General features: G+C 32.4%; 19 protein-coding genes. 1 reads left to right on the top strand and 18 read right to left on the bottom strand.

Annotated elements, in window-relative coordinates:
- Positions 1-12: 12 nt before the first annotated feature.
- The 12 genes from H9L18_RS08085 to H9L18_RS08030 form a co-directional block, all read right to left on the bottom strand.
- Positions 13-1569, bottom strand: coding sequence for an ABC transporter permease (locus H9L18_RS08085; protein ID WP_126793276.1), 1557 nt, complete (start codon positions 1567-1569; stop codon positions 13-15).
- A gap of 138 nt (positions 1570-1707) precedes the next feature.
- On the bottom strand, positions 1708-3783 hold the full coding sequence (gene glyS / locus H9L18_RS08080) for a glycine--tRNA ligase subunit beta (protein WP_126793274.1): 2076 nt from the start codon (positions 3781-3783) through the stop codon (positions 1708-1710).
- Position 3784: 1 nt separating this feature from the next.
- Positions 3785-4681 carry a glycine--tRNA ligase subunit alpha gene (gene glyQ / locus H9L18_RS08075; protein WP_126793272.1) on the bottom strand — a complete coding sequence of 299 codons (897 nt, stop codon included), beginning with the start codon at positions 4679-4681 and terminating at the stop codon, positions 3785-3787.
- 281 nt (positions 4682-4962) lie between these two features.
- On the bottom strand, positions 4963-5736 hold the full coding sequence (gene recO / locus H9L18_RS08070) for a DNA repair protein RecO (RefSeq protein WP_126793270.1): 774 nt from the start codon (positions 5734-5736) through the stop codon (positions 4963-4965).
- Between the two features lie 91 nt (positions 5737-5827).
- Positions 5828-6733 carry a GTPase Era gene (era, locus tag H9L18_RS08065; protein ID WP_126793268.1) on the bottom strand — a complete coding sequence of 302 codons (906 nt, stop codon included), beginning with the start codon at positions 6731-6733 and terminating at the stop codon, positions 5828-5830.
- A 13-nt stretch (positions 6734-6746) separates the two neighbouring features.
- Complete coding sequence (locus H9L18_RS08060; protein ID WP_126793266.1) at positions 6747-7148, bottom strand: diacylglycerol kinase family protein; 402 nt, start codon at positions 7146-7148, stop codon at positions 6747-6749.
- Positions 7126-7602: an rRNA maturation RNase YbeY gene (gene ybeY, locus H9L18_RS08055; RefSeq protein ID WP_126793264.1), complete on the bottom strand. Its 477-nt coding sequence runs from the start codon at positions 7600-7602 to the stop codon at positions 7126-7128. Before ybeY ends, H9L18_RS08060 begins: the two co-directional genes overlap by 23 nt.
- 2 nt (positions 7603-7604) lie before the next feature.
- The gene (locus tag H9L18_RS08050) at positions 7605-9803 is read right to left on the bottom strand and encodes an HD family phosphohydrolase (RefSeq protein ID WP_126793261.1); all 2199 of its coding nucleotides are present in this window, start codon (positions 9801-9803) and stop codon (positions 7605-7607) included.
- 30 nt (positions 9804-9833) lie between these two features.
- Positions 9834-10793 (bottom strand): PhoH family protein, encoded by a 960-nt coding sequence (locus tag H9L18_RS08045; protein WP_126793259.1) that lies wholly within the window; start codon positions 10791-10793, stop codon positions 9834-9836.
- A 126-nt stretch (positions 10794-10919) separates the two neighbouring features.
- The gene (locus tag H9L18_RS08040) at positions 10920-11363 is read right to left on the bottom strand and encodes a GatB/YqeY domain-containing protein (RefSeq protein WP_126793257.1); all 444 of its coding nucleotides are present in this window, start codon (positions 11361-11363) and stop codon (positions 10920-10922) included.
- Positions 11364-11390: 27 nt separating this feature from the next.
- Positions 11391-11567 carry a 30S ribosomal protein S21 gene (gene rpsU, locus H9L18_RS08035; protein ID WP_009490206.1) on the bottom strand — a complete coding sequence of 59 codons (177 nt, stop codon included), beginning with the start codon at positions 11565-11567 and terminating at the stop codon, positions 11391-11393.
- 112 nt (positions 11568-11679) lie between these two features.
- Positions 11680-12120, bottom strand: a complete 441-nt coding sequence (locus tag H9L18_RS08030; RefSeq protein ID WP_126793255.1) for a Fur family transcriptional regulator — start codon at positions 12118-12120, stop codon at positions 11680-11682.
- Between the two features lie 85 nt (positions 12121-12205).
- On the opposite strand from H9L18_RS08030, the gene H9L18_RS08025 reads away from it, so the two are divergent.
- Positions 12206-13039: a pyruvate, water dikinase regulatory protein gene (locus H9L18_RS08025; RefSeq protein ID WP_126793253.1), complete on the top strand. Its 834-nt coding sequence runs from the start codon at positions 12206-12208 to the stop codon at positions 13037-13039.
- A gap of 53 nt (positions 13040-13092) precedes the next feature.
- Here the strand turns inward: H9L18_RS08025 and H9L18_RS08020 are convergent, their stop codons facing one another.
- The 6 genes from H9L18_RS08020 to trmFO form a co-directional block, all read right to left on the bottom strand.
- The gene (locus H9L18_RS08020) at positions 13093-13965 is read right to left on the bottom strand and encodes an aldose 1-epimerase family protein (protein ID WP_126793251.1); all 873 of its coding nucleotides are present in this window, start codon (positions 13963-13965) and stop codon (positions 13093-13095) included.
- A 12-nt stretch (positions 13966-13977) separates the two neighbouring features.
- The gene (gene codY, locus H9L18_RS08015; protein WP_126793249.1) at positions 13978-14778 is read right to left on the bottom strand and encodes a GTP-sensing pleiotropic transcriptional regulator CodY; all 801 of its coding nucleotides are present in this window, start codon (positions 14776-14778) and stop codon (positions 13978-13980) included.
- A 32-nt stretch (positions 14779-14810) separates the two neighbouring features.
- Positions 14811-16208, bottom strand: a complete 1398-nt coding sequence (gene hslU / locus H9L18_RS08010) for an ATP-dependent protease ATPase subunit HslU (RefSeq protein ID WP_126793247.1) — start codon at positions 16206-16208, stop codon at positions 14811-14813.
- Positions 16209-16220: 12 nt separating this feature from the next.
- Positions 16221-16769 (bottom strand): ATP-dependent protease subunit HslV, encoded by a 549-nt coding sequence (gene hslV / locus H9L18_RS08005; RefSeq protein ID WP_126793245.1) that lies wholly within the window; start codon positions 16767-16769, stop codon positions 16221-16223.
- Between the two features lie 16 nt (positions 16770-16785).
- Positions 16786-17676: a tyrosine recombinase XerC gene (xerC, locus tag H9L18_RS08000; protein ID WP_126793243.1), complete on the bottom strand. Its 891-nt coding sequence runs from the start codon at positions 17674-17676 to the stop codon at positions 16786-16788.
- Between the two features lie 205 nt (positions 17677-17881).
- Positions 17882-19186: an FADH(2)-oxidizing methylenetetrahydrofolate--tRNA-(uracil(54)-C(5))-methyltransferase TrmFO gene (gene trmFO, locus H9L18_RS07995; RefSeq protein ID WP_126793241.1), complete on the bottom strand. Its 1305-nt coding sequence runs from the start codon at positions 19184-19186 to the stop codon at positions 17882-17884.
- Positions 19187-19270 lie beyond the last annotated feature (84 nt).

Here is a 19270-nt window from a genome sequence, read left to right as displayed (position 1 = left end):
ATGTTCTCCTCCTTACATCATTATTTTTTTCGGATTAAGCCGCATTATATAAACTAATGGAGCGACTGTTGAAACTAAAATAACTCCAAGCCCTACTACATAAAATAATAAAATATATTTAACGTTAAGAGATATCTGATAAGCTTCAATAACATCTTCTTCTGAGACATTATTATTCGTCAACTGAGATAGTTCATAATCAAGTTGAAAATCCGCGCTATTATTATTAGTTTGTTCCACTTTTTGAGTTTGGATAAGTGAATTAGAAAAGCCTTTAGCTAACATATTACCAGTGAAAACTGAAATTGTAATAGCAATGATAGCTACTGTCACAACTTCTAAAACAATTTGACCTACCACACGAGTTCTTTTTTCTCCAAGAGCAAGATAAATACCCAATTCATGTTTTCTATCACGTAAAAATAGGATAGTCACTAGAGTGATAATCAAAATAGAAGCCAAAATTGAAATAATTAAAACAAGTTTTGAAATTTTAGCCATTCCTTTAACTGGTCCTGCTACTTGTTCGTATTGATCGGTAGAAAGAATAACTCGACTATATTTTAATTTCTCTTGCTCTAAAATTTGAGTAGCTTTTACTTTAAAATCTTCTGCCATTTCAGGTTTCTTTAAAATATACTTAGCACTACTAAAGTCAGTTTCAATTGATTTTAGTAGTTTTTCTTTAGTCATATTTTCTCCAAAATTCGCTGGAAACTCTTCGAATGTTTTTAGTTGGATTGTTTTATTAAATTCTTGTACAAATTTATTAGGAGTATAAATAACATTTGCTCGCTCAGTGTAAGTCATTTGAGCCATCATTTGATCATCTTTACTTTTTTGCTTAGATCCTTTATCAGCCTGTAAAACTTTGAACGTACCAATTACTTCTACTTGAAAGTCTTTTTTCACTTTCTTAGTATCCTTCGACTCATCCGAATCAGAATTATCTGGGTTCATCATATTACTTTGGTCCTCAATAACTGCATCAATCGTCATTTTATCGCCAACACGCAAATTATTTTCTTTAGCAAATTCATCCGAAATTAGTGCAACTGATTTACCTTTATTAACTTCATCTTTTTCAAAAACACGTCCATCTGTTAATGAAATAATATTATTTTTTATATCAAATACTTCATTATAATTAACACCTTTTATGTTAACCCAATTCATTCCTGGACCATATTGAAAATTCTCATCTTTCATTTCGATCATTTTAAGTTTCTCAGTACTCGTTCCACTACTTAATGAATAATCATAATATTTTACTTCTGGTAACTCCCCAATTTCTTTTAACGTTTTTGTGGTTGGTGAGTTATCTTTGAATACATCAAAGTTATCATCCCCACTTTGCTCTTGATCTTGGCTCATTTTTTCATAATCCTCAGAAATAGTTGCAACTGCTCCAAGCTTTGTTTTTATTGTATCTTCCACACTCTTAGTTCCTTGATCAATGGCAATTGCTCCAGCCATTACATTTCCAAGAATAAAAATAACTGCAAATAAAATTAATGATTTCCCTTTTCTTCTTGTAACGCTAGCCATAGCCCTTTTAAAAAAGTTCATTTTGTTCACTCCTTTTTTTCTTATTCTTTTCTTAATAATATTTTAACATTCTTTTAAAATATGTGCATCATTAATCAAAAAAAGGATAACAGAATGTTCAAATATCCTGTTATCCTTTTTCTTTAATTAGCTTTATTTTTACTTAACAATTAGTTTATCAAGACTTGCAAAAGATAACGCCATTTGCGCTATTTCTCTTAATTGAACCAAACGATTATTTCTAACTTTTTCATCATCTACCATAACCATTGTATTTTCAAAGTAGGCTTCAATCAGAGGGTTAAGGCTTTTCAGCGCATCAAAGTTTTCAGTTAATGTCAACGTTGAAGCTTTGTCTTTTATTTCATTAAAAGCCTCGTATAAGTTTTTCTCTGATTCATTTTCAAATAATGCCTCATCAACTACTAAACTACCAGTAGCATCTGCTTTACTTGCTAAATTGATAACACGAGTTAATGATTCCACACTTGGTTTAAAATCATTTTTTGTCGCATTAGCTTTTAAAATTTCAGCTACTTCAAACATTTGACTTAAATCATCTTGACGACTTTCAATAACCGCTTCAATAATATCGTGACGGATATTTTTGCCGTTAAACCATTGTTTCATTCTACCCATTAAGAAAGTATGGATGGATTGATTTGTTTCTTCTAAATGTAAACCAAATTTTTCTTCATTTTTATTAATCATTGTTTCAATTTCATGATGTAAGTTTTCAACTGGGAATGTCCAGCCTTTAGATTCAATGATTCGAATAATACCATAAGCTTGTCTTCTTAATGCATACGGATCATTTGAGCCTTTTGGCGTTAAGCCTACAGAGAAGAAAGTAATTAATGTATCAATTTTCTCCGAAATAGCTAAAACAGCACCGATATTACTTTCAGGTAAATCACTATCACTTGACTTAGGTAAATAATGTTCTCTAATGGCTTGAGCAACTTCTTTCTTTTCACCATGAAGTAACGCATATTTTTCGCCAATGATTCCTTGTAATTCAGGGAATTCATCTACCATTAGTGTTACTAAGTCAAATTTATAAATTTGACTTGCTCGATCTAAATCAGCTAATTCAGCATCTGTAAGTCCAACATGTTTTCCAATAACTTTTGAAATAGCATTTACTCGTTGCATTTTCTCGAACATTGAGCCTATTTTTTCATGGAAAGTAACATTTTTTAATTTTTCAACATACGAATCGATTGATCCTTTAACATCTTCTTGATAGAAAAATTCAGCATCTTCTAATCTTGCTTTTAACACCTTAGCGTTTCCTTTAGCAACATTTTCGATAAACTCTTCATTACCATTTCTTACACCTATAAAATGGTTCAACAAATCGTTATTTTGACTTAATACTTCAAAATAACGTTGATGTTCTTTCATTGAAGTAATTAAAATTTCTGATGGAACATTCAAATACTGCTCTTCGAAATCACCAATAAATGCTGTCGGATACTCAACAAGATTGTTAACTTCTTCTAAAAGATTGTCATCAATCGGAATAATCCAACTGTTTGCTCTTTCGATTTCTTTGATCTGGTTAATAATTGTTTCTTTACGTTTTTCTGCATCAACCATAACAAATTCTTTTTCTAAAGCCATTTCGTAGTCTTTAGCATGAGCAATCTCTGTTTCTTTTCCTAAGAAGCGATGACCTCTTGATATTCTACCACTTGCGACATTAAATAAAGTCATTGGAATAACAGCATCATCTAACAAACTAACTAACCAATGAACAGGTCTAATAAATTTATAGTCATAATTAGCCCAATGCATTGATACAGGGAATGTCATTTGTTTAACTACCTCAGGTAAGGTACTTAAAACTTCTTCAGCTAACTTACCTTCAATGAATTTATTAACAAAAACATATTCTTCTCCATTGAAATCCTCAAAGAACAAATCATCTGAAGAAGCTTTTTGACCGCGAGCAAATCCAAGAGCGGCTTTACTCCACTCACCTTCTTTATCAAGAGCAATTCTTTTAGCAGGTCCTTTAGCTTTTTCTTCAATGTTTGTTTGCTTATCAGCTAATTCATTTACTCGAATAGCTAATCTTCTTGGTGTTGAAAAAGATTCAATCGAAGTAAATTCTAAACGATTTTCATTTAAGAACGTAGTTACCTTTTCAACAAGCTGATTAATGCTTGGTGTAACAATATGTGCTGGTATTTCTTCTAAACCAATCTCCATTAAAAATTGTTTTGTCATCTTATTGTTCCTCCTTTAAATCTTTCAATAGAGGGAAGCCAAGTTTTTCTCTTTCTTCTACAAAAGTTTTAGCTAACTCACGAGCCATATTTCTAATACGAGCTAAATAGCCAGCTCTTTCGGTTACTGAAACAGCTCCTCTTGCATCAAGCAAGTTAAATGTGTGACTACATTTTAAAACAAAATCATACGCAGGATGAACCAATTGTTTTTCGATACAACGTTTAGCTTCTGCTTCATAAGTATTAAATAAATTAAGTAACATATCTTGATCACTTGTTTCAAATGAATAAACTGAATGTTCAAATTCTGGTTGAACAAAAATTTCACCATATTTAACTCCATTAGTCCATTCCAAGTCATAAACACTATCAACTTCTTGAATGTATGAAGCCAAACGTTCAATTCCATATGTAATTTCAGAGGTTACAGGTTTACACTCTAAACCACCAACTTGTTGGAAATAAGTAAACTGAGTTATTTCCATACCATCTAACCAAACTTCCCAGCCTAATCCGGCACAACCCATAGAAGGATTTTCCCAGTTATCTTCTACAAAACGAATATCATGTTGTAGTGGATCAATCCCTAGCAATTTCAAGCTTTCTAAATACAATTCTTGGATATTTTGTGGTGAAGGTTTCATCACAACTTGAAATTGATGATGTTGATACAAACGATTTGGGTTATCACCATAACGACCATCTGCTGGTCTTCTTGAAGGTTCAACGTAAGCAGCATTCCAAGGTTCTGGCCCAATTGCTCTTAAAAAAGTATACGGACTCATTGTTCCGGCTCCCTTTTCAGTATCATAAGATTGCATTAACATACAGCCTTGATCAGACCAATACTTTTGCAGCGTCAAAATCATTTCTTGAACGGTTAATTTGTGACTCATTTTTCTTCCTCCTTTAAAATACAAAAAGTCCCTATGTTTGACTTTTATCAAACATAGGGACGATAATTTATCGCGGTTCCACCCTACTTCCAATAGTACCTATTGGCAGCTTCTTTAATTACTCCAGAGTGCCTTCAAAAATAATCCTCTTTATATTTGGCTCTCACTAACCCAAATTCGCTAAACAGATTCTTTATTTTTTACTTAGTTCTTTCAACGTAATGATTATATTATTAAGTACATATTAATCCTTGTCTTATTATTTGTCAATAAGGGAACGACTAATTTTCCTTCTTTAGTAAGTTTTCCCAATTTTTCATTTCATCTATAAATTTTTTACTTTTCAAATGAATCCCTACATATTCGCTATATAAATCATCTAAAACAAGTCGAATAGCTTGTTTTGTTTCCGGTTTTAAATTAATTTGATTGATTTGAGAATAGCGAATATTAGAAAAAATTCGTAAAAAATGAATCGCTGTTGGATTGAAATGAGACCGTCTCTCATCCATATGAAAATGCTGCTCACACAGTAACCCATGATATTGATAAGAAAAATCAAACTTCCCTTTTTGATTAGCGCATATAGAGCAACTTTGCCAATTTAGCTTTATCCCAAAACGCTCTAACAATTGGATTTCAAAAATATTGGTAATAATCTCAGGATCATAAGATTTATTTAATAGATCTAAAGCTTGATTTGTAAAGCCATAAAGTTGTGGATCATATATATTATCTTCAATCGCTGCATCCACTAAATTTAATATATAAGTTCCATAAGCTGAAATAAAAATATCTTTTTGAATTTCTTCCAGTGGTTCAATTTCTTTTACGTTATTTAAAAAAGAGAGACCTTCATCTTTCATATCTGCTATGTAAGTTGCCTTGGTAAAAGGTTGAATAGCTGCTGTTAAAGGATTATTTTTTCGATTAGCTCCTTTAACAAAAAACATTTTCTTTCCCCTTGACTCTGTAAATAATTTAACTAATCGATCTTTTTCTCGGTAATTTTTTGAAAATAAAACCAAGCCTTTTATTTCTTCTTGATGTTTCACTGAGTAATTCCCCCTTTCAAAAGAAAAAGGAAGATGCCACCACTTGAGTTATACTCTCAAAAAGTAGACATCTTGCTTGTTATGATTCGACTTAATAATCCATTTCTCGGTAGCCAAAGTTTTGTAAATCTTTTTGTTTATCGCGCCAATTTTTTTGTACTTTTACCCAAAGCTCTAAATAAACTTTATTCCCTAAAAGATTTTCAATATCTTTACGGCTCTTAACACCAATGTTTTTCAACATTTTCCCGCCCTTACCGATAATAATTCCTTTTTGACTATCACGCTCTACAATAATCGTTGCTTGAATATGAATCTTGTCAAACTCATCTCGTTTCATACTTTCTGTAATAACCGCAATTGAATGAGGTACTTCTTGTTCTGTTAAATGAAGTACTTTCTCTCTAATTAATTCAGAAACGATAAAATACTCAGGATGATCTGTTACTTGGTCTTCAGGATAAAATTGAGGACCTTCAGGTAGATCATCTACTAAAGTTGATAATAACGTTTCAACATTGTTACCTTCTGTAGCTGAGATTGGAATAATTTCTGTAAAATCAAACTCGTTACGATAGTCTTCGATAATTGGTAACAATTGATCTGGATGTACCGTATCAATTTTATTAATGATTAAGTAGACAGGCGCTTTCGCATTTTTTAAACGTTCAATAATAAAATCATCGCCACGACCTCTGGGCTGATCAGCACTAACCATAAATAATACAGCATCAACTTCTCGAATAGCACTGTAGGCTGTTTCAACCATAAAATCACCTAATTTAGTTTTAGGTTTATGGATACCAGGCGTATCAATGAATACAATTTGTTCATTTTTAGTGGTGTAAACACCTTGAATTTTATTACGTGTTGTTTGTGCTTTATCACTCATGATAGCAATCTTCTGAGCAACAATTCTATTTAATAATGTTGATTTCCCAACATTCGGACGTCCTATGATAGCAACAAATCCTGATTTAAATCCTTCTTTATACATTCTATTCCTCCGTTTAAAAAATTAACTGCCATATTCTCGGCAAAAAGATGATAGCTCCAATAATACAAGCAGATAACGCTGTTAATAAAACGGCTCCTGCGGCCATATCCTTTACCTTTTTCGCTAACTCATGGTACTTGTAATCAGTCACTAAGTCAACTAAATTTTCAAAGCAAGTATTCATTATTTCTGTGATTAATACTAAAAAAATAGAAAAGATAATAAAGCCCCATTCTATTATTGAAATCTTGAATAAAAAACTCATTAATACAGCTAATACACTAAAAGAAACATGATATTTCATGTTTCTTTCTTCTTGCATAACTGTCTTTATTCCAAATAAAGCATGACTAAATGATTCTAAAAATGTTTTATTTTTAGTAATTTTATTCTTATCTTTTAAGTCCATAATCATCTAATATCTTTCTTTGTAAATCAAACATCTCTTTTTCATCTGCCTCATTCATATGGTCAAAACCATTTAAATGTAAAAATCCATGGACTACTAAAAAGCCAAGCTCTCTTTCAAATGAGTGATTAAATTCTTCTGCCTGTTCAGTTATTTTTTCAACAGAAACGATAATGTCACCAATATTTCTTGGAATATCAAATCCTTCCATAATAACTGGCATTTCATCGTCTCCTTCATCTTCTAAAGCGAAACTGATGACATCTGTTGGTGCATTTTTATCTCGATATCTTCGGTTAATTTCATGAATTTCTTCGTTATTTACAAAAGTAACTGACATTTCAGTATCATCAGTCATCTCTAAAATAGGCTCTTTAGAAGCAAATTCAATAATATCACTTGTTAATTCAAGTTGTTCTGTTGTTAATTCTTTTGTTTTATCAACAATTGTAATATCCATGGTTAAACTTTTCTTCCTTCCTGCTCTTGCTTCATCTTTTCTGCTTCTGATTTCATCTTAGGATACTTAATACGAGAATGGAATGTACTACATAAACCATCCACGATTGATTTTTCCACTAAAGCAATTTCATCTAAGGTTAACCCCGATTCATTTAATTGTCCATCTTCAAGTCTTGAACGAATTAAATTATGGACAAATTCAGCAATTTTTGCATTGGTTGGATGATCCATAGCCCTAACCGCTGCTTCTGCACTATCTGCAATATTAATGACACCAGCTTCTCTTGATTGAGGTTTAGGACCAGGGTATCTAAATGTTTCTTCTTGTGTCTCTTCATTTCTTTCTTTTTCTTTAATATAGAAATATTTCATAAGTGTTGTTCCATGATGCTGCTGGCAGACATCAATAACAAATTGTGGCATGTTAGCCTCTTCTAAAATTTTGACACCTTCTGTTACGTGTGAAAAGATAATTTCTTTACTATCAGACGGTAGCAAGAAATTGTGTGGGTTTTCCGCTCCATCAGGTAAATTCTCAACAAAGAAGTTAGCATGTTTAATCTTACCAATATCATGGTAATAGCAAGCAACACGTGTTAATAAGGAACGACCACCAATTTCAGCAACAGCGTTAGCACTGAGACTAGCCACCATCATACTATGATGATAAGTTCCTGGTGCTTCTTGTAACAGGCGTTTAAGTAGTGGTTGATTTGGATTACTTAACTCATTCAAAACAATCACACTATCATCATTCAACATTAATTCAATATATGGATGTAGTCCAATTGAAAGGATGAATGAGAAAATACCACTGGCTGAAGCAATAAACAAACTGGTTAACGTTTTACTATCACCAAAATCAAGACCTTGGTAAGCTGTTAAGATAGCAATAAACAGAACAGGCACAATAATCAGCAAGAAGAAAGCTGATTTGATTTGAGACTCAATTCGTCTTTTTACTAAAAACGTAGCAATACAACCAGTAAATGCATAATAAAGGGTAATAACGAGTAAACTCGTTGTTCCTGCTAAATTATAAAAAATAAAGATTGAAAAAATCGACTGGAACATGGCAACTAAAAGCCCCCATTTTCGGTTCATAAACATTGTCAAAATAACCGGAACAAATGCTGCTGGGAACAGAAGTGCCACATTACTAAACGTATCTTTTTGGAAAAGATACAGCAACTTCATAAAGAAAATTGCCACTAAAATACTGCAAGCATAAAATAGAATATTCTTAATTTTATCCTTAGAATTATCTTGTGTTTTAGTTATATAAATAATTAAACTGATTTGTAAAATTAACGTCAGTATAAGAGCTAGCATTGGAAAAACAGATGTTGATTGATTCGTTAAACCAAGCACTTTAATTTTTTCCATTGCTTTGGCGTCTATTTGTTCACCTTCTCTAACGATGATTTCACCTTGATAAATCATCACAGGTTGAACATTATTTTTCGCATTTTCTTTTAATTGTTCAGTTACTTTTTCATTAGCAATTTCATTAACAACAATTGACTTGTCAATAATTGTATTGATTGCTTGTCTCATCGATGTTGTAATATCAACGTATTGTAATCTTTCTTTAGCTGTTTGTTTTTCAACTTGTAAAGTCGAATTTCTTATTTTTTTATTCATCACTTCATCAACAACAGTTAAACTTTGTTCTCTAACGCGTTTTAACTCGTCAGCAGAGAATGAAAATAGTTGCTCGTAAAATGAATCTGGATAAGATTGAAAATAAGTTAAATCATTTGGGTTTAGTTTCTCGAATTGAGATTTTAACATCGGGATTCTTTCTTCCACACTTATTTCATTGACTGTTTTCTTATCTTTCGCCTTATCAAGTTCATCATTGTATTTCTTTTCTGCCTCAGCATTTGTTTTTTGTATCATATCAAATAATGAAGTAACTAAATTAACTTGATTTTTAGCTTTATTCGCATCATAAGTATATTCTGGTGGAACACTCTCTTTGGCTAATTGTTGCTTATCTTCAGTTTCTTTTTTATTTTCGATTGTTTTGTTAGCACGTATTGTTTCCTCAGCTAACTGGCCTTCTTTAAAAACTTGTTGCTTTTGGTGAATGCTTCCACTCATTAAAAAGAATAATAATAAAGATAAAACAACTAATACAAGAGGAAGAAATTTCTTCCCTAGCTTTTCTTGTATCTCCTTAAAATTAACTTTCATGTTTATCCTCCTTTACTAAGGAATCATTAACTAATCGTTTGAATAAGCTTTAATAATGTCAGCAACAACAGGGTGACGAACAACATCTGTTGTTGAGAATTCAACAAACTTAATTTTTTTAATATCTTGTAAAATGGTCTGAGCATGCACTAATCCACTAGTGACTCCCTTTGGTAAATCGATCTGGGTTTGGTCACCATTAATAATCATTTTTGATTGATTACCTAACCTAGTTAAGAACATCTTCATTTGAGATTTTGTCGTATTTTGAGCCTCATCAAGAATAACAAACGCTTCTTCAAGTGTTCGACCTCTCATATAGGCCAGAGGAGCAATTTCAATGACGCCACGTTCCATCAAACGATTTGTATGCTCCATTCCTAAAATTTGATACAACGCATCATAAATAGGTCTTAGATAAGGATTAACCTTTTCTTGTAAGTCTCCAGGTAAAAAACCTAAACTTTCTCCTGCTTCTACTGCCGGCCTCGTTAAAATAATTTTTTCAACCTCACCATTTTTAAGTGCAGATACTGCTAAGCAGACAGCTAAAAAAGTCTTTCCCGTTCCTGCCGGTCCAATTCCAAAAACAACATCATTTCTTTTAACAGCTTCGACATAATTTTTTTGACCTGTGTTTTTAACACGAATTGGATTTCCTTTTGAGTCTTTAATAATGGTTTTTTCATACAGTGATAAAAAACTATCTAATTCACCTTTTTTAGCCATTTGAATAGCTGTAACAACATCTGTTGAATTAATTTTATGACTGCGCAAAACTAATTTTTGTAAATTTTTTAATATTTCGTGAGCATAAGTAGCGTTTGGTTCTTCACCAGAAATACGTACAATCTCACCACGACTTGATATTGTGACATTTAAATAATCTTCTAAAATAGTTAGATGTTTATCATGAGCCCCAAAGATCTCATTTGCATCTACCTGATCATTTAAAACAATATCAATTGATTTTTCATCTATATTTGTCAAATAACGTACAGCTCCTTTAATAATCTATCACTAGTAAATAATACCACAAATATTGAATATGAAAAAGAGATGTCAAAAAATACAAAAAAATAAGCAGCAAGTTTTCACCTGCTACTTATTATGGATTTAAGATATTAACTCTTTAACAAGGGCATTAATTTTTTGTCCATCGGCTTTTCCTTTTGTTTTTGGCATAACCACACCCATTACTTTCCCAAAATCTTTCATTGACGTTGCATCAACAGAAGCAATGGCTTCTGTAATGATACTTTTTAACTCTTCATCTGAAAGTTGTTCGGGTAAATAACGAGCAACAATAGAAATTCCGAAGCTTGCTTGCTCAACCAAGTCACTACGACCTGCTTTTTCAAATTCACTCAGAGATTCCTTGCGTTGTTTCATCTCACGAGAAACTAACGTCAATTCTTCGTCAGGAGACAAATCCTCTCCCTTATTAATTTGTTCGTTCTGGATTGAAGTCTTAATCATTCTTAAAATAGCTAAGGCTTCTTTGTCCTTACTTTTCATCGCTACTTTGATATCATCATTTAACGTTTCTAAAAGTGACATAATATCATCAGATCCATTCGTTGAAGATTAGTATTTTTTACGTTTTCTTGCAGCTTCAGACTTTTTCTTACGCTTAACACTTGGTTTTTCGTAAAATTCACGTTTACGATACTCTTGTAAAGTACCAGTTTTTGAAACGGAACGTTTGAAGCGACGAAGAGCGTCATCTAATGATTCGTTTTTACGAACAACAGTTTTTGACATATGAATCCCTCCCTCCAAACTTTTTGGTAACCGTTTTTCATATATTGTAATAAACAAAAAACCGTTCGTTATATATTATAACCAAAGTCGTTTTTTCAGTCAACTACGAGTTTCACTTTTTTAAACATTTTTGGCATTTTCCTAAAATTTCAAAGCGATGACTCTCGATTTTACAATCTGGAAGTTGTTCACTGAAAAAATCCATTGGGCACAAATTAATTTCTTTAGTCCAACCACAGCTCGTACATATAAAATGATGATGATGGTGGCTATGATCATGATTACTGGATACATCACAGTGAAATCTGAATTTTTTTTCACCCATTAATTCTGTTTCTTCCAATAAATCCATTTTTGTGAAATCTCGTAAGTTTCGATAGATTGTGTCATAACTAATACCTTGATATTGTTTATTCATAAAGTCAAAAACTTCAATTGCACCAACGTATCTATTTTCTTCAATTAAGAAAAGAAGAATTTCTTCTCTTTTTTTCGTATATTTGTATCCATTTTCTTTAATAATCTTTATGGCATTATCTAATTGGTGTTTCACTGCTATCACCTCACTTAATTAATTACGGTAATACTATTATATGATATAATGTTTCATATGTAAAAAGATAGAAAGGAAGTTATTAATGGCAAATAAAAACATTTATATGTATATCATCTCTGACTCTGCTGGAGAGACTGCCTCAAAACTAGCACAAGCTTCAATCGCTCAGTATGAACAACTAGACATCGAATGTCATCTAATGAAACGAACTTTTATATATGAAAAGAGTGATCTAATGATCGCTCTTGAAGAAGCAAAGCTAGTCAACGCCATCGTGATTCAAACGTTAATTTCAGAAGAACTTGTTAAAATTTCAAATGAATTCTGCCAAGAAAACAATCTCTTTTACTTTGATGCCCTATCCCCAGTGGTAGACGAGATTTCACAAAGAACAGGGGTTGAACCAACTCGCGTTCCTGGAGCCCTTCATTTTTTAAATGAAAATTACTTTGAGAGAATTAATGCAATGGAGTTTGCTGTTAAATATGATGATGGAAAAGACCCACGAGGTTTCTTAGAAGCCGATATCCTATTACTCGGTGTTTCAAGAACGTCTAAAACGCCTCTTAGTTTATTTTTAGCCAATAAGAATTTAAAAGTCGCCAATCTGCCATTAATTCCTGAAGCCCATATTCCTTCTCAAATATGGGAAGTTGACCCTAAAAAAATTGTTGGGTTAACAAATGATCCTAAAATCCTTAATGCGATTAGAGAAGAAAGAATGCGTTCGTATGGTTTGAGTCCAAATACAGCTTATTCAGACATCAGTAAAATCAAAGAAGAATTGAAATTTGCTGACGATTTATATAAAAAAATCGGTTGCTTAATTATTAATGTAGCTCAACGCTCAATTGAAGAAACAGCTTCTATTATCCTAAGTGAACTTGGTTTAGAAGACCATAGCTATTTTAGTTAATTTATCTTCTCAAAAAGAAGAGCTTTAGAATTTTTTCTAAGGCTCTTTTTTTATTATTTAATTGTTATCATATATTGTCCAGTGAATACTTCACCTTTTAATAAATGATTCATTCCCATTTTTTCTTCAATATTTCCGGTTGCATCAGTTGTATCAGCAATACCTGCCCAAGGCTCGATACAAACAAATGGAGCCTCTTTTTCGTAAGGTGACCAAATGCCAACAAAAGGTAAATTTTCATAGAATAAAGTTATTCCATGTTTAGTTTTGTCAGAAAGAATTGAAAAAGCATTTTCACCTTTTGTTTCTAAAATCATTGCGTCATTTTTAAAAAGCTCTCTATTAAGTTGAATGGATGTATTGGTCTGAGCCAATGTTTTTTCTTCTAAATTAACATATGGACCTTTTAAAGGCAGTAAAAACCTTGATTTAGATGGTGCAAAGTGAACGTAGTAAGAGCCAAATTTAGTATCTTCCACGAGTGGCACATTAAATGCTGGGTGTCCACCAATCCCAAAATACATTTCATCTGATTGCGTCGTCACTTCATAGCCAACAGTTAAACTTTTCTCGTTTAAGTCGTAACGAATTCGTAACTCAAATTCAAATGGGTAAACCTCTAATGTTTCCGCATCACTTGTTAGTAAGAATACGGCTGTTGAATCAGTTGTTTCTTCTAAAATAAACGTTTTATCTCTAGCAAAGCCATGCTGGCTCATAGGATAAGACTTACCTTGATAGGAATAGGTATCATTTTTTAATCTACCAACAAATGGAAACAAAACAGGTGCCTGTCTTCCCCAAAATTCAGGATCACCTTTCCAAATATACTCTAAATTTTCTTCTTTTAAAATAAAGCTGGATACTTCTGCTCCTTCTTCATTTATGACAACGCGAGTCATTTCATTTTCCAAAACAGCTGCCATAATGGACCTCCTTTAAATTAACGTCTCTTTTTTTAATTCTTCTTTAAAAAGTTGATTAATTATTTTGATGTATGTCCCCTTCATCCCAAGTGATCTTGTTTCAATAATTCCTGCTGACTCTAATTTTCTTAGAGCATTAACAATTACTGATCTTGTTATACCAATTTTATCGGCAATTGTTGAAGCAGTCAATCGGCCTTCATTTCCATCAAGCTCATTAAAAATAGCTTTCACTGCTTTTAGTTCACTATACGAAAGTGTCCCAATTGCCATTTTTACATTAGTCGAATCTCTAACTTCTTTTTCAATTTCTCTTGATTGTTGATAAAGAATTTGCATCCCCACAACAGTTGCTCCGTACTCCGCTAAGACTAGATCATTTGAATTAAAGCTTTTTCCTATTCGCCCTAAAATAATCGTACCTAGACGCTCTCCTGCCCCAAAAATAGGGACAACAGTTGTATACCCTTCTAAAACATCAGATTCTTCTCTTAATTCGATAGGAAAAATAGTCATTTCGTCTTCAATACTAATATTCTCTTTCGTTTTTTCAAGATATGAAATACTTTGAATGTATTTTTTTGGAAATTGTTGTTCTAACAACATATTTTTTAGTCGTTCATTATTAAAATCATGAATGACCATATACCCCAAAACAATTCCTTCTTTATTAATAATGTAGGCATTAGAATCTAAAATATCTCCTAAAATATCTGCCATTTGATTATAAGGTAATTCTGAAGATAAACTTAATGTATTTTCTCTTTGTAACAACTCATTAATCATTCTAGTTTTTGTTAATAAAGTATCCATTAAAACTCCTCCTCAAATAAATCAATTCAATTTTAGAGAATATAACGACTCAAATCTTCATCCTTAGCAATATGCCCTAGTTTGTCGTTAACATAGCTTTCAGTAATCATTATTTCTCCCATTTGCATATCCGGAGATTCAAATAATAAATCTTCTAGTAATTTTTCTAAAATTGTATGTAAACGTCTTGCTCCAATGTTGTCTGTTTCACTATTCACATCAAAAGCAATCGTTGCAATCCTTTCAATCGCTTCTTTAGTAAATGTGACTGAAATATTTTCAGTTCCAAGAAGAGCAATATATTGTTTAACTAGCGCATTGTCAGGTTCTGTTAAGATACGAACAAAATCTTCTGAAGTTAAATCATCTAATTCAACACGGATTGGGAATCTACCTTGTAGTTCAGGTATTAAATCACTTGGTTTACTTAAATGAAACGCTCCTGAAGCAATAAATAAAATGTGTTCAGTTGCAACTGTTCCATATTTCGTATTAACTAATGACCCTTCGACGATTGGTAAGATATCTCTTTGAACACCTTCTCTTGATACTTGACCAGAACTTTCTGACTTAGATGTTATTTTATCAAATTCATCAATAAAAATAATACCGTTATTTTGAGCAAGTTTAATTGCCTCACTATGAATATCTGCATCGTTAACTAATTTTTCAGATTCTTCATGAATCAAGATTTCACGGGCTTCCGCCACAGTTAATGTACGTTTCACTTTTTTCTTAGGTGTTAGAGCGTTCAGCGTATCGTTTAAATCAATACCCATTTGTTCTAAACCATTATTCATTGGTGTTGCATTTTTCTTTTCTTCAACTTCAATTGTTATTTCTCGGTTTTCTAATAAACCTTTTTCAAGTTGAGATTGCACAGTTTCGCGGCTTACACGAATTGAATCATTAACTTCTTCTTTTTCTTCTTCTTGATTATTTTGTAAACCATTCATCATTTGCATCATCATATCAAATTGGTTCGTATTTTGTTTTTTCTCTTTTTTAATGCCAGGAACTAACAATTTAACCAGACGCTCTTCAGCTTTTTTATGCGCTTGACTATACACTCGACTATATTGCTCTTTTCTCACGATTGTAATACTTGCTTCAACTAGGTCACGAACCATTGATTCTACGTCACGGCCTACATAACCAACTTCTGTAAATTTAGTAGCTTCTACTTTTACAAAAGGAGCGTTTACAATTTTTGCCAATCGACGAGCAATTTCAGTTTTACCAACACCAGTAGGTCCTATCATTAAAAGGTTTTTAGGTGTGATTTCTTGTTGCATATCTTCATCTAGCTGCATACGACGATATCTGTTTCTTAAGGCAACAGATACTGATTTTTTTGCTGTATGTTGACCAATAATATATTTATCTAATTCTGCTACAATTTCTCTTGGTGTTTTTTGATTTGTTGTCATAAGTCTCATCCTTTATAATTCTTCTACAATTACGTTATGGTTAGTATAAACACAGATGTCCCCTGCCACATGTAAAGCAGCTTGAGCGATATCTCCAGCGGTTAACTCTTCTTTACCGTTTTCTTTAAGGGCTCTTGCCGCAGCTAATGCATAATTTCCACCTGAACCAATTGCCAAAATACCGTCATCAGGGGCAATAACTTCACCAGTTCCTGATACAACAAGCATTTCTTTATCGTTCATAACGATAAGCATAGCTTCAAGTTTTTGCATCATTTTATCACTTCGCCATTCCATAGCAAGCTCAACTGCTGCACGCATTAAATTGCCTTTATATTCATTTAGTTTACCTTCAAATTTTTCTTCTAAGTTAAAGGCATCTGCTACACTTCCTGCAAATCCAACGACTACTTGATCGTTATAAATTCTACGAACTTTTCTAGCAGTTCCTTTCATCACAACGGATTCTCCCATTGTTACTTGACCATCTCCAGCCATAGCGAATTTACCATTTTTTTCTACTGCACAGATAGTTGTTGAATGAAATGTTGTATATCCCATTAATAATCGTCCTTCCCTAAGCTCTCGGATGAAAATTTCGATAGCTTTTTTGTAATGTATCTGTTGTTACGTGAGTATAAATTTGAGTTGAGGATAAACTAGAATGTCCTAGTAATTCTTGGACGGTTCTTAAATCAGCACCGTTATTTAATAAATGAGTCGCAAAAGTATGTCTAAACATATGCGGATGAATATCTGCTGTTAAACTACTTTTTTCAATCATTTTTTTTAAAATATATTGGATGCCTGAATCAGTCAATTTTTCTCCTCTGTGATTAACAAATAAAAAATCATGAGTGGTTTTTCCTTTAGTCATCAGTTCATCTCGACCATGCTTCATATAATCTAAGATGGCATCATGAGCAAACGAACCAAAAGGAACATAACGTTCTTTATTTCCTTTTCCATAAATTAGTACAACCGAAGTATCAAAGTCTATATCTTTTATTTTGATATTAGTACATTCCGTCACCCGAATACCGGTGCCGTATAGAACCTCAAGTAAGGCTCTATTTCGATTGTCTAAAGCATCATCTCCTTGAGTTTGTTGAAATAACGCATCGATTTCTTTTTCATAAAAAAATCTAGGTAATTTAGCTTGTTGACGTTTCATTTGTATATATGAAAAAGGATTTTCACTTAAAATATCATTTTTTACAAGAAACTGATAAAAAGAACGAAGGCTAGATAGCTTTCGACTAATTGTATTACGACTATAGCTTTGATCATGTAAAAAAGATAGATAAATTCGAATATCTTGCACAGTAACACTTAAATAATCTTCATTGCCTGTTTCTTTTAAAAATGAAAAAAAGTCTAGTACGTCATCTTGATAAGCTTCCTTTGTCTTTTCAGAATAGTGTCGTTCAATAATGATATATCTTAAAAAATCAGTTAAGTGATTCATCTCTTTGACGTCCTCTCAAATAAATTACAAGACAAATGTAACACAATCAATAATCTAAAACAAATCAATTGTCAGAATTTAATAAATTTTACAGAAAAATGACACAATTTGTTCATAGAAGAATCAAAACTTAATTCATTGTTATATCAAAAAAGATAGAAAGCATCCAAAATCAGATGTTCTCTACCTTAGCTTTACTTTTATTTTAAAGTTCTACTTTTTTTATGTCTTTTAAAGCACGATTTGAAATAGCTTCATAACGTTCTTTTTTATCTCTAATCTTTTCTGGTAATTCTGGGAAAATACCAAAGTTAACATTCATTGGTTGGAAATGTTTACCAGATGTATGAGTTATATAATGAGCCATACTTCCCATTGCAGTTGTTTGTGGGAAAGTAATCGGTTCTAATCCTTTTGCTAAACGCGCTGCATTCACTCCAGCAACTAAACCACTAGCAGCACTTTCAATATAACCTTCAACACCTGTCATTTGTCCTGCAAAGAATAAGTTAGGACGTTTTCTTGATTGGTAAGTAGGTTCAAGTAACTCTGGTGAATTCATAAATGTATTACGATGCATCACACCATATCTAACAATTTCCGCATTTTCCAATCCTGGAATCATTTGAATGATACGTTTTTGTTCGCCCCATTTTAAATGTGTTTGGAAGCCAACGATATTATAAAGTGAAGCTGCTGCATCATCTTGTCGTAATTGAACGACAGCATATGGACGTTTACCTGTTTTAGGATCTTCTAATCCAACTGGTTTTAACGGACCAAAAGTCATTGTTTTTTCCCCACGTCCTGCCATAACTTCAATTGGCATACATCCTTCAAAATATTTTTCCTTTTCAAAAGATTTAAGTGGTGCTACTTCTGCAGTAATAAGTGCTTCCCTAAAAGCATAGAACTCTTCTTTTGTCATCGGACAATTTAGGTAAGCAGCCTCGCCCTTATCGTATCTTGACTTTAAGTATACCTTATCCATATCAATTGTATTTTTATCTAGAATAGGAGCAGCTGCATCATAAAAGTATAAGCCTTCTGACTCTGTAAATTCTTTGATACTTTCTGCTAAAGGTTCTGAAGTTAAAGGACCTGTTGCGACAATTGTGATGCCGTCTTCTGGGATAGTAGTAATTTCTTCATGATGAACTTCAATATTAGGATGATTCGTTACTTTTTCAGTAATATAAGCTGAAAAATCCTCACGGTCAACGGCTAATGCTCCGCCCGCTGGTACTTGATTAATATCCGCAGAGTCTATAATAACAGAATTTAATGTTCTCATTTCCTCTTTTAAAAGACCTGCTGCATTTGTTAGATTGTTCGCTCTTAGTGAGTTAGTACAAACTAATTCAGCAAATTTATCTGTGTGATGAGCTGGTGTTTTTTTCACTGCTCTCATTTCATACAAATCAACTTTAACGCCTGATTCAGCGACTTGAAAAGCTGCTTCACTTCCAGCTAAACCTGCTCCAATTACGGTAACTTTTATATCTGTCATTAATAAACCTCTTTCCTATTATGAAAAATAACGAAGGGACTTAAAACATTTGTTTTAGTCCCTCGACGTTTGTATTATACACAA

The organism is Vagococcus carniphilus (assembly GCF_014397115.1).
GTDB lineage: Bacteria > Bacillota > Bacilli > Lactobacillales > Vagococcaceae > Vagococcus > Vagococcus carniphilus.
Note: the sequence above shows the minus strand (reverse complement) of the source record. Positions and strands in the feature narration are given on the sequence as shown.